The sequence below is a fragment of the Shimia haliotis genome (assembly GCF_900114415.1).
GTDB classification, from domain to species: domain Bacteria; phylum Pseudomonadota; class Alphaproteobacteria; order Rhodobacterales; family Rhodobacteraceae; genus Shimia; species Shimia haliotis.
Map to the genome: position 1 here is coordinate 165,870 of NZ_FOSZ01000007.1, position 12,215 is coordinate 178,084.

Annotated in this window: 7 protein-coding genes and 1 tRNA gene; 4 read left to right on the top strand and 4 right to left on the bottom strand. The window is 58.5% G+C overall.

What is annotated here, in order from left to right:
* Positions 1-639 precede the first annotated feature (639 nt).
* Entirely contained in the window at positions 640-3,981 is a 3,342-nt protein-coding gene (carB, locus tag BM069_RS16150; RefSeq protein WP_093325257.1) for a carbamoyl-phosphate synthase large subunit, read from the top strand.
* Positions 3,982-4,182: 201 nt separating this feature from the next.
* Complete coding sequence (locus BM069_RS16155; protein WP_170846766.1) at positions 4,183-6,345, top strand: methyl-accepting chemotaxis protein; 2,163 nt, start codon at positions 4,183-4,185, stop codon at positions 6,343-6,345.
* A 62-nt stretch (positions 6,346-6,407) separates the two neighbouring features.
* Here the strand turns inward: BM069_RS16155 and BM069_RS16160 are convergent, their stop codons facing one another.
* Complete coding sequence (locus BM069_RS16160; RefSeq protein WP_093325260.1) at positions 6,408-7,250, bottom strand: hypothetical protein; 843 nt, start codon at positions 7,248-7,250, stop codon at positions 6,408-6,410.
* Positions 7,251-7,415: 165 nt separating this feature from the next.
* Between BM069_RS16160 and BM069_RS16165 the strand changes: the two genes are divergently transcribed.
* The gene (locus BM069_RS16165) at positions 7,416-8,651 is read left to right on the top strand and encodes an Hsp70 family protein (protein ID WP_093325262.1); all 1,236 of its coding nucleotides are present in this window, start codon (positions 7,416-7,418) and stop codon (positions 8,649-8,651) included.
* Here the strand turns inward: BM069_RS16165 and BM069_RS16170 are convergent.
* Entirely contained in the window at positions 8,617-9,921 is a 1,305-nt protein-coding gene (locus BM069_RS16170) for an FAD-dependent oxidoreductase (RefSeq protein ID WP_093325263.1), read from the bottom strand. The two genes, BM069_RS16165 and BM069_RS16170, sit on opposite strands and share 35 nt — an antisense overlap.
* 209 nt (positions 9,922-10,130) lie before the next feature.
* Positions 10,131-11,360 (bottom strand): acyl-CoA dehydrogenase family protein, encoded by a 1,230-nt coding sequence (locus BM069_RS16175; RefSeq protein ID WP_093325288.1) that lies wholly within the window; start codon positions 11,358-11,360, stop codon positions 10,131-10,133.
* A 200-nt stretch (positions 11,361-11,560) separates the two neighbouring features.
* Between BM069_RS16175 and BM069_RS16180 the strand changes: the two genes are divergently transcribed.
* Positions 11,561-11,635 (top strand) — tRNA-Gln (locus BM069_RS16180).
* A gap of 286 nt (positions 11,636-11,921) precedes the next feature.
* On the opposite strand, the gene BM069_RS16185 is transcribed toward BM069_RS16180, so the two are convergent.
* The coding region (locus BM069_RS16185; protein WP_139216227.1) for an integrase core domain-containing protein at positions 11,922-12,215 on the bottom strand (294 nt) is incomplete at its 5' end.

The following is a 12,215-nucleotide window of genomic DNA, read 5'->3' on the forward strand; positions in this document are numbered from 1 at the left end:
TCCGCGCAAATCAGCTTGGGAGGGATGCCTCAACTCACCAAGTCCTTCGACCGACCGCGAGGAGGTGGACGCCTGCCCGCCCCCAGCAGGTGCAATTCAGGCGTTGAGCTCGCCAACACCGTCACCATTTGCTGCGCCAGATGCGCTACCTATTGGAGTTCCAAAAGCGCCTACCAACGCAGGCACAGCCCTCTCGTCTCAAGCCTCCTGTAAAACCGCAGCAATCTCAACCCACAGCGAATTGATCATAACCACAGCCTCCGCGGCCCATACATCCGCCAGCGTCGAAACCGCTCCCCGCACCGCAGCAAGGTTACAACCAAACTCGGGCGCCCGCGCCGCATCCTCAGGCGCATCCGCATGGTTTCCGCCCCGCGATGCGCCAAAATCTACAGCTCAGCCATCTACCCCATGATCAAACCGAATCTGCACGCATTGCTCCTATTTGGCTTGCCGCCCCTTTAAAGCCCCCTCTCCTAAACCGCGCTTCACATTTCGCAGCGTTCAAAAACGGCGAAACCCGTCAAAATCCGGCTCACTCACGTATCCCCCTTGCGCCTTTCATTCTGATACGTATAACCCACGACAATTTGCGCATTCGGCGACAGCTGCCCGTCGCCTCCAAGCCCGAGGTCCACCATGCCAAAAAGAACAGACATCTCCTCGATCATGATCATCGGGGCCGGCCCCATTGTGATTGGCCAAGCCTGTGAGTTTGACTACTCCGGCGCTCAAGCGTGTAAAGCGCTGCGAGAAGAGGGCTACCGCGTCATTTTGGTGAACTCCAATCCGGCCACCATCATGACCGACCCCAACATGGCGGACGCGACCTATATTGAACCGATCACCCCAGAGGTGGTCGCCAAGATCATCGAAAAAGAACGCCCCGACGCGCTCCTGCCGACCATGGGCGGCCAAACCGGCCTCAACACAGCCCTCGCGGTTGAGGAAATGGGCGTGCTTGAGAAATTCGGCGTTGAAATGATCGGCGCAGATCGCGACGCCATCGAAATGGCCGAAGACCGCAAACTCTTCCGCGAAGCCATGGACCGGCTTGGCATCGAGAACCCGCGCGCCTCCATCGTGACCGCCCCCAAACGCGACGACGGCTCCACTGATCTGGACGAAGGCGTGCGCCTGGCGCTGGACGAACTCGAAGACATCGGCCTTCCCGCCATCATCCGCCCCGCCTTCACCATGGGCGGCACCGGCGGTGGTGTGGCCTACAACCGCGAAGACTACATCCACTTCTGCCGTACTGGCATGGACGCCAGCCCCGTGAACCAGATCCTCGTGGACGAGTCGCTTCTGGGTTGGAAAGAATACGAGATGGAAGTTGTGCGCGACCGCGCCGACAACGCCATCATCGTCTGCTCGATTGAAAACGTCGATCCGATGGGCGTGCACACCGGTGACTCAATCACCGTGGCTCCGGCTCTGACGCTGACCGACAAAGAATACCAGATCATGCGCAACCACTCGATCGCCGTTCTGCGTGAAATCGGAGTGGAAACCGGCGGATCCAACGTGCAGTGGGCCGTGAACCCCGCCGACGGCCGCATGGTTGTGATCGAAATGAACCCCCGCGTGTCACGCTCTTCCGCTTTGGCCTCCAAAGCCACCGGTTTCCCGATTGCCAAAATCGCCGCGAAACTGGCCGTCGGCTTTACGCTGGATGAACTCGACAACGACATCACCAAAGTGACCCCCGCGTCGTTCGAGCCGACCATCGACTATGTCGTCACCAAGATCCCGAAATTCGCGTTCGAGAAATTCCCGGGCTCCGAGCCGAACCTGACCACTGCGATGAAATCCGTGGGCGAAGCCATGTCCATCGGCCGCACCATCCACGAAAGCATGCAAAAAGCGCTGGCGTCGATGGAATCTGGCCTGACCGGCTTTGACGAAGTCGACATCGAAGGCGCCGACGACACCGCTTCGGGCAAGGCCGCGATCATCAAAGCCATCAGTGTCGCCACGCCTGACCGCCTGCGCACCATCGCGCAAGCCATGCGTCACGGATTGACCAATGATGAAATCCACAACGTCACCATGTTTGACCCGTGGTTCCTTGACCGCATCCGCGAAATCATCGACGCCGAGGCGGATGTTGCGGCCAATGGACTGCCCACAGATGAGGCCGGCCTGCGCCGCCTGAAGATGCTCGGCTTTACCGACGCGCGCCTTGCCAAGCTGACCGGCAAAGATGAAACCGCGGTCCGCCACGCGCGCCTGTCTCTTGGCGTCAAAGCCGTGTTCAAGCGCATCGACACCTGTGCGGCGGAGTTCGAAGCGCAGACGCCGTATATGTATTCCACCTATGAATCGCCGATGATGGGCGAAGTGGAATGCGAGGCGCGCCCCTCTGATCGCAAAAAGGTCGTCATCCTCGGCGGTGGCCCTAACCGCATCGGCCAAGGCATCGAATTTGACTACTGCTGCTGTCATGCCTGCTACGCTCTGACCGATCAGGGCTATGAAACCATCATGATCAACTGCAACCCCGAGACCGTGTCCACCGACTATGACACCTCGGACCGCCTGTATTTTGAGCCGTTGACGTTTGAGCATGTGATGGAAATCCTGCGCGTGGAACAGGAAAACGGCACCCTGCACGGCGTGATCGTCCAATTCGGAGGTCAAACACCGTTGAAACTGGCCAACGCGCTGGAAAGCGAAGGCATCCCGATCCTCGGCACCACTCCCGACGCGATTGACTTGGCTGAGGACCGCGAACGCTTCCAGGCCCTGGTCAATGAACTCGGCCTCAAGCAGCCCAACAACGGCATTGCGTCCACCGATGAACAGGCGTTGGCTATTGCTGGCGACATCGGCTTCCCGCTGGTGATCCGACCGTCTTATGTTCTGGGCGGGCGCGCCATGGAAATCGTGCGCGATATGGCGCAACTGGAACGCTACATCGCAGAGGCGGTTGTGGTCTCTGGCGACAGTCCTGTCCTGCTGGACAGCTATCTCGACGGGGCCGTGGAACTGGATGTCGACGCGCTCTGTGACGGCAAAGACGTTCATATCTCAGGCATCATGCAGCACATCGAAGAGGCTGGCGTCCACTCCGGCGACAGCGCCTGTTCTCTGCCGCCCTATTCGCTCGACAAAGCCACGATTGCCGAGATCGAGAAACAAACCCATGCGCTTGCGATCGCGTTGAATGTTGTGGGCCTGATGAACATCCAGTTCGCGGTCAAAGACGGCGTGATTTACCTCATCGAAGTCAACCCGCGCGCCTCGCGCACGGTGCCGTTCGTGGCAAAATCCACCGACAGTGCCATCGCATCCATCGCTGCCCGCGTCATGGCCGGAGAGCCGCTCTCCAACTTCCCCAAGCGTCCTCCCTACAGTGAGACCAACGTACAGGAGCCGCAGCCCATCGCCGACCAGATGACTTTGGCAGACCCCAACATGCCTTGGTTCTCGGTCAAAGAAGCAGTGCTGCCTTTCGCGCGTTTCCCGGGTGTCGACACAATTCTGGGGCCGGAAATGCGCTCCACCGGCGAAGTTATGGGCTGGGATCGCAGCTTTGCCCGTGCCTTCTTGAAGGCACAGATGGGGGCGGGCATGCTCCTGCCGGAATCGGGCAAGGTCTTTTTCTCGATCAAGGATGCAGACAAGACCCCTGCTTTGGTCGAAACGGCGCAAACCCTGATTGATCTGGGCTTTGACATCGTTGCCACCCGCGGCACCGCGTCCTTCCTCAAGGCCGAGAACATCGTCTGTGACGTTGTGAACAAAGTCTATGAGGGCCGCCCCAACGTGGTCGACATGCTGAAGGACGGTCAGATCTCTCTGGTGATGAACACCACTGAGGACACGCAAGCCGTTGAAGACAGCCGCGAAATTCGCTCCGTGGCGCTCTATGATAAGATCCCCTACTTCACGACAGCCGCAGCCAGCCACGCCGCAGCGCAGGCCATGCAGGCCCGCCGTGAAGAGGATCTGGACGTGCGCAGCCTACAGGGCTAATTCGGCACCACACATCAAGCCAAAAAGCCGGGGGCCCTGCTCCCGGCTTTTTTGTTGCAAAAAGACTCATCGATCTTTTGCCCTTCGCCTTTGAGATTTCAGAGGCTGTTAACGCACAACCAATACTCTTTGTCCGAAACAACAATTCAGACCGCCGTCTGTTCCATCAGACGCCGAAAAATGGTGCTTCGGAAAGCCAAAATGAAGACATTCAAATCTCTCTCTGTCGCGACTCTCAGCAAACTTATCGTTCTCTCAATTCTGGTCATCGGCCTCATGATCAGCGCGCTTGCCATTTGGGGGGTCAACCGAACAGACCGCTCAATTGACCTTATGCAACAAGTGTCCCGCAGGGCCGATCCCGCCACGACCGCCATGTCAGAACTTGTGCGCTCCCTTGGTTATGGCGGCATGATTCACGGATTCAAAAACTACGTTCTGCGCGGCGACGAAATCTACTACCGCGCCGCCAACCAGAACGCCGGCGCCGCCCTTTCCGCGGTTGAACGCATGATCAATCTCGGTGCGGTCTCCGGAGATGAGGCGCAACCTGTGATCGACATGATCGACAATTACACCTCCCAGCTCAGTGCCGTGCGAAACCTGCGCAGATACGGGCAATCAGCCGCTGCCATCGATTCTCAAGTCAGCGTCGACGACGGCCCCGCCCTTGCGATGCTCGGCGCGCTTCGGGAGGTCAAAATGAGTCAGAACGCCACGTCGGATGGCGCCGGCTATTCCAAGGCCGAAGCGCTGTCCGACTTGCGTTTTCACATGGGCTATGGCGGCATGATCCACAATTTCAAAAATCTGGTTCTGCGCCGCGATCTGCCACGGATCGAAAAGCTCAAAACCAATTTCGCTGAGTCTCGCACGGCGATCGACAAGCTTGCAGTGCTTGATCTGTCTGCGTCAGAGCAAGACGCACTCCGAGACATCACCGCAACAATCGCCGAGTACGAAGGCAAAATTAGCGACATCGAAGCCCTGATCGCAGAAAATGCCTCACCCAAAACCATTGATGGGGCCGTATCCATTTCCGATGCGAGCGCACTTGCGGGGCTGAGCGTGTTTGAAGCCGCAGTTGCCGCTGAGGCGGTCGCCATTTCTGAGGAAATGCGCGAGGCGCAGACGACCTTCCGGTCGCTTCTGATCCCCGCCAGCCTGCTGGTTGTCATAACCTGCCTCTTTACGGCCTTGGCAAACGGCTTTGTTCTGCGCCGCGGTGTTGTTGACAAGCAAACCAGCGCCGATGCCGAAGCTGCGCGCATGCATCAGGAACGTGAGGATTTTCAAACACGTACATCCTTGATGGCCGAGGCCGCGAGCCGTGGCGATTTCTCCCGTCGCATCAACGCGGCATACACCGACGACACCCTGACCGCGGCCGCCGCACATCTGGATCAGCTTATGGCCAACACCGAAGCCGGCCTCGCCGCCGCCATTGACGTGTCCAACGCCATGGCCCAAGGCGACCTGACTCACCGCATGGCCGGTGAATTCCAGGGCGCATTCGGGGAATTGCAGTCCACGCTGAACAACGCGCTGTCCTCCATTTCCCGCCTGACCCAGAATGTTGTCAGAAACAGCAAGGAGATCAGCAGCTATACAGACAGCATTTCATCGGAAACCAATAACCTTTCCGCGCGCACCGAAACACAGGCCACCAACCTCGCCTCCTCGACCGCGGCGCTGCACGATCTCACTCAGTCGGTTCAGGATGTCTCTGCCCGCGTCGCCGCCGCCCGCACTCAGGCCGAATCCGCGCACACCGTCGCTCAGACCGGCGCCAGTGTTGTGACCGACGCTGTGGCTGCCATGGATCGCATCGTCGAAACCTCACTGAAGATTTCCAAAGTCACCGAAATGATCGAGGACATCGCTTTTCAGACCAATCTTCTGGCACTCAATGCAGGCGTCGAGGCCGCCCGTGCCGGCGAAAGTGGGCTTGGCTTTGCTGTTGTGGCCTCCGAGGTACGGGCGTTGGCCCTGCGGTCTTCTGATGCGGCCAAAGACATCAACGATCTGATCATCGCTTCGGAAACCGAAATCGGAGAAGGCGCCCGCCAGATCGCCGAGGCCGGCACCTCCATTCGCGACATTTCCGGGCATGTGGCCGATCTTGACCGCTCCATCGATTCCATCGCCCATCAGGCCGAAGATCAGGCCGTCCGCCTTGCCGACGTCAACTCTGCCGTGCACGCCCTGGAAGGTGTCACACAACAAAACGCCGCCATGTTCGAAGAAACCGCGGCCTCCATCGACTCTCTGCACATGCTGACCGACGATCTGGTCGTCACCAGCACGCGGTTTACTGTCGGCGCCGACACGGAAACCAGCGTTGCGCTCGCCAAAGCCGGCTAAGCGTCATAACCCAAGGCTCCGGTCGGCCCAAAACCGGCCGGAGCCCAAATCAAACCAACTGGTCACTGCGACAGTGGAATGTTCTTCCAGACCAGATACTCGCCGGTGGTGTGCTCCAGCAGCTTGATCTCCAACAGCCCGTCATGCCCGCCGCTTTCCAGAGCAAACTCATATTCAATCTTCGTTGGAACGCCCGCTGACAGCGTTTCGTGAACCCTGCTGCTTCGCTGATTGCCGATGGTGACGGCCGTGCCTTGCGCAAACACGCCATTAGGCAGGGCGACTCGTGACCTATCCGCAAACAAATTCAGAGATTTCTCCTGTTCAGGAAACGCAACCAAGCTGCATTTGACCCGTGTGCCTTTGCCGCTACACCCGATCAACGAAACACGGGCGTCACCCCAGTATTGATCCTCAAAGGCACTTTGATACTCGGTAGAGATCGTGATCGGCGCATTCGGGTTCGCAGAGCCACCTCCGGCGTCCCCCTGCTCACCTTTTTCCCCCTTGGCACCCGTCGCGCCCCGCGGCCCCTCCGGCCCGCGCAGCACGTCCGCATAATCGCGTATCAGAATGCGCGCGACCTGCTCGGCAGTTGGGGCTCCCGCCACTGCGGATGCACTTTCGATGGCTTTCAGGCGCGCACTCATGGCTTTCAATTCCTGACGCAAGCTCTCGCTTCCAGCGCGATCTGAAACCACATCCAGCCGGTCGGCGATCTTTTCCAGCTCGTTTTCCTTTCGGTCGAGTTCCATCTCGACCTTCTCAATCCGCACTTCCGCACCTTTGATCCGCTCCGCACGATCAGCTTGGGCCTGTGCAGACTCCTGCTGGAAAGTCATGATCCCGACACCAGTTGTGACGGCCGCTGCCGCCGCGGTTCCAGCCATTTTGAGAAATTCCAAGGTCCACCTCTCTGTAATTCAATTTCCGTACCAAATCATTTCGCCTCAATGATGGGCAATCGATCGTCATCCATCAATCCAAAAGTGTCCTCCGGCCTGACTTGACGGACTCGGCGCGGCCCACTAAACCCCGCCACTCGCATCACAAAAGCTGGGGACTATGCCATGGCAGGCGCATTGGGCATTGATTTTGGCACGTCAAATTCCGCCGCAGGATTTATACAGGACGGCCAGCCCCGCCTCATTTCGTTTGACGGCGCGACCACACTGCCGACCACGTTTTTCTTTGATTTCGACACCCGCGAAACATTGCTTGGCGAGCCCGCAAACAAAGCACTTCTTGAGGGTTACGAAGGCCGTTTCATGCGGGCACTCAAACGCGTACTCGGCACCTCATTGATGCACGAGAAACGTCAAATCCTGAACACCCGCGTCACATTTGTTGACATCATTGCCCGCTTTCTGGGTCACATCAAAACCGAGGCCGAAGCACAAACCGGCCTCACGTTTGACCACGCCATCTCGGGGCGGCCAGTGGTCTTTCACGGCACCGGCGATCCACGCGAACACCAGGCCGAAGACGACCTGCGCCAATGCTATCTCGCCGCTGGCTTTGATGAGGTGACTTTCCTCCCCGAACCCGAAGCTGCCGCCATTGCCGACGGGGCGTTGATCGACAGCGACGGCATCGGCCTGATCGTCGACATCGGCGGCGGCACGTCGGATTTCTCTCTGTTTCGCAGCCACTTGGGCAAGGTAGACATTCTTGCCAATCACGGCGTACGCATTGGCGGCACCGACTTCGACCGCACCCTCAGCTTCACCGAAGTCATGCCCTATCTCGGCAAAGGCTCACTATTGCGCGACCAATTCGGCCCCGGCCGATTCCCGACCCCCAACGCGATCTTCAACGACCTCGCGACGTGGGAGAAAATCCCCTTTCTTTACACCGCCCAAACCCAGCGCAAGGTGGCCGAGATGCTGAAACAGGCCGAAGAGCCGGAAAAGCTCTCCCGCCTTGCTGATGTCTTGCGTGACGAGTTGGGCCACGACATCGCCTTTGCCGCCGAAGCTGGCAAGATCGCCGCTAACGACAATGCTGCCGATCCGCGGATTGATCTGTCCACGCTCGAGCCCGGCCTCTCTGTCCCGCTCTACCCCCTTCAACTGGCCCACATTCTCGCACCCTATGGCGATGACATGCGCGCAGGCGTTCACGACACACTGGCCATGGCGGGCCTGAAGCCCGAGCAGATTGACCGCGTGATTTACGTGGGTGGCTCCAGCCTGTTGACCGTTGTCTCAGAGGCGGTCAAATCGGTCACACCGGATGCAGACCACAGCTTCTCTGAAGTATTCACCGCCGTCACGGACGGTCTTGCTCGGGCAACAGCCGGTTGACGCCCTGATCACTCAAGGCCCGCACCAACGCCGCATGAGGCACCTCCTGCACCGCACAATTATCGCGTAGCGCAAGCGCTGCGGCTGTTCCGGTCGCCTGCCCCATCGCCATGCACTGTGGCATTCCGCGCACCGAAGCAAACGCCTTGGCGTCGGCTGACAAAATGCGCCCCGCAAACATCAGGTTCTCGATCCGCTCCGGCACCAGCGACCGAAACGGAATGGTGTAAAACTGCCCCGCATCAATTGCGGCCTCGTGGGTCATCTCGCCCTCCGCCCGCATCACATCGTCAATTGGATTGTCACAGGCGACGACGCCATCCGCAAATCGGGTCGCCGTCGCCAAATCCTCGCCCGTGACGCGATACAACCCTTCAAGCTTGCGTGTTTCCCGCACGCCAACTGTTGGCGATAGCATGGCCATATGCGCTGCCTCAAATCCCGGCACATCGCTTTGCAAAAACCGCGCCAACTCCGCACACCGTCGGCGCCCTTCCTGCGTTGCCGCCCCAACGGCCACAGGATCAGTTCCATCCACGCCGCGCACATGTACTGAATTGCAAAAAACCACACCTTTGTGAAACCCGCGCATCAGATAAAGCTGCTCAAGATCCGGGTGCAGCCGCCCCTCGGCAATGCCGACGCGGGCGTAATTCTGAAAATACGGGTCCGGCTCAGCAAAGGCCCGATCCCAATCCACACCCATCATGTGAAAAGAAATCGTCACCGCCATCATATTGCCCGAGGTATCCCCAAGCGCATAAGGCACACCGGCCTTCGCGGAAATATCCCCGTCGCCCGAGCAATCAATGACGATCTTCGGCTCGACAACAAACGCACCGTTGCGATCACAACAGACCACCTCGCGCACCCGATCACCATCCATCGTCGGGTCAAGCGCCAGAGCACCAAGCCTGACCCGAACGCCGGCCTCTTCCAGCATCTCAAACATGGTCATGGTCGCGATGTCGTGGTCATAAACAATCTCGGGGCCAAAATTCTCCAAGGTGCAGGGGCGCTTTTGCGCGGCCGGCGGTGTCATCTCCATCAGACGGTCCGTCAATTCTTCCAAAAGGCCGCCTATGATGCGGTCCACAGGATAGCCACCGCCCCACGGCATTCCCGGGCAAAACGCCATAACGCCGCCGATTTTTGTGGTCGCCTCAAGAAGCGTCACCCGAAGACCCAGCCGTCCGGCCGCAACCGCAGCACCAAAACCCGCGGTGCCGCCGCCCACCACCAGAACGTCGGTCTTTTCTCTCTTCGCCATCTCGGACCCATCTCTCTTTGCTGAAGAACATGTGCAAGGACAGCGCATGACGCTGCCGCGCGCCGACCACCCTGTCAACTCCGCGTTCTGCGCAGCGCCGTAGGATAGAAAAAGGGGCCCAGAAGGGCCCCTCGTCCGACTATGTCATCCGCCCGTTGCGGTACCGACGTGATACCGACGCAATACCTACACGATGCAGACAGCAGTTTTTACACCTTTTGCTGGGTGTACTTCCGCAGCTCATTCCGAGCCACCTGACGGCGGTGAACCGCGTCAGGACCATCCGCCAGACGCAACGTCCGCACGCCTGTCCAAGCCGCCGCCAAAGGCGTGTCCTGACTGACGCCTGTGCCGCCATGCATTTGCACTGCCTCGTCAATCACTTTGAGCGCCACATTGGGTGCCACAACCTTGATTTGGCTGATCCAAGGTGCTGCGGCGCGCGCGTCGCCCTGATCCATCATCCAAGCGGCTTTCAGGCACAGCAAACGCGCCTGCTCGATCTCCATCCGGCATTCGGCGATGATGTCATAGTTCGCCCCCAGATGCGCCAGCTGCTTGCCAAAAGCTTCGCGGTCCAGCGAGCGGCGGATCATTTGTGCAAGCGCAGTTTCCGCCTGACCGATCGCCCGCATGCAATGGTGAATGCGTCCCGGCCCAAGCCGGCCTTGTGCAATCTCAAATCCACGGCCTTCGCCCAGCAAAATGTTCTCCGCTGGCACCCGAACGTTGGTGAATTTGATGTGCATGTGACCATGCGGCGCATCATCCTGACCATAGACCAGCATCGGACGCAGAATCTCGATTCCTTCGGCACCTGCAGGCACCACGATCATCGACTGACGCTTGTGTACAGGAAGCTCATCACCACCGGTCTTGACCATCGCGATATAGACCTTGCAGCGCGGGTCACCGGCGCCAGAAGACCAATACTTCTCGCCATTTAGCACGTATTCATCGCCGTCCCGCACACAGGACATTTCAATATTGGTTGCGTCAGAAGAAGCCACATCCGGCTCCGTCATCAAATAGGCCGAACGGATCTTGCCTTCCAGCAACGGCGCCAGCCATTCTTTCTTCATTGCCTCTGTGCCATAGCGCTCAAACACCTCCATATTGCCGGTGTCCGGCGCGGAACAGTTGAACACTTCCGCCCCCAAAGGCGTCTTTCCCATCTCTTCTGCAAAGAACGCATATTCTACGGTGGTCAGCCCAAAACCGCGTTCGCTATCGGTCAACCAGAAGTTCCACAGCCCGCGTTCTTTGGCTTTGGCTTTCAGCCCTTCCAGAATCTCGGTTTGTCGCTCGGTGAACGTCCAACGGTCGCCGGTTCCAATTTCCTTGTGGTATTCTTCTTCCAGCGGCATGACCTCATTCTGGATCATATCCCGCACCTGCTCGAGCAGGTTTTCCATCTCCGGACGGATGCCTAGAAACATCGTCTCTCTCCTCACATTTTCTGAATCAACCTTGCCGCGCTGCAAGAGGACTTGTCCATCGGCCCCTTCATAAAATGACGCGGGGTCGATTTGATTTGACGGAAAAACTTCGCCGAAAAAGAAAACCAATTTTTTCCACAACAAATCGCGATTCAGGTCTTGCGTCCGGCAAGAACCCAAAGTAATTAGCCGCTCACCGTTGGGGTGTAGCCAAGTGGTAAGGCAACAGTTTTTGGTACTGCGTACCGTAGGTTCGAATCCTACCACCCCAGCCACTTTTCTTAGACAACCTCAAGAAAACAACGGCTTAACCCAGCTTGAAACAACCTGTGTGTTACAGCATTCTGGAACTGTGACACAGGGTGCAACACATGACCTGGTGCGTTACGCTCAAAAGCGGCGCGAGTCAGCCTCGCAAAAACCCCGCCAAAAGCCCAAGTATCACGCCGGCCCTTACCTGATGCGCGGGGGCCGCATGTTCTATTTCCGCAAGCGCCTATCAACCCAGCTATCAAACCCCGCGGTAATCCCCCCATTTTTAGAGGGGCGCGTCAGTAGAATCTAAGCTGCTTTCAATTTCTGTATCGGCGTCACGCCACCGATCCCCATGTTTGGTCTTTCGTTGTTGTATGTCCAGAGCCAGTGAGTGGCGTGGTCTTGCACCTCCTCGATGCTGTTGAAGTGATACCGCCCCAGCCATTCTGTCCGGACTGTCCTATTGTAGCGTTCGACATAGGCGTTCTGCTGCGGCTTTCCGGGTTGGATGTAGATTAGGCCGATCCCGGCGTTCTCGGCCCAAGTCTGCAATCGACCACTGACGTATTCAGGGCCATTGTCCACGCGAATGGCCAAAGG

Coding starts and splice junctions, on each gene's coding strand:
- BM069_RS16165 (WP_093325262.1), top strand. CDS start 7,416: ATGGCAGGCGCATTGGGCATTGATTTTGGCACGTCAAATTCCGCCGCA.
- BM069_RS16155 (WP_170846766.1), top strand. CDS start 4,183: ATGAAGACATTCAAATCTCTCTCTGTCGCGACTCTCAGCAAACTTATC.
- carB (WP_093325257.1), top strand. CDS start 640: ATGCCAAAAAGAACAGACATCTCCTCGATCATGATCATCGGGGCCGGC.
- BM069_RS16170 (WP_093325263.1), bottom strand. CDS start 9,921: ATGGCGAAGAGAGAAAAGACCGACGTTCTGGTGGTGGGCGGCGGCACC.
- BM069_RS16175 (WP_093325288.1), bottom strand. CDS start 11,360: ATGTTTCTAGGCATCCGTCCGGAGATGGAAAACCTGCTCGAGCAGGTG.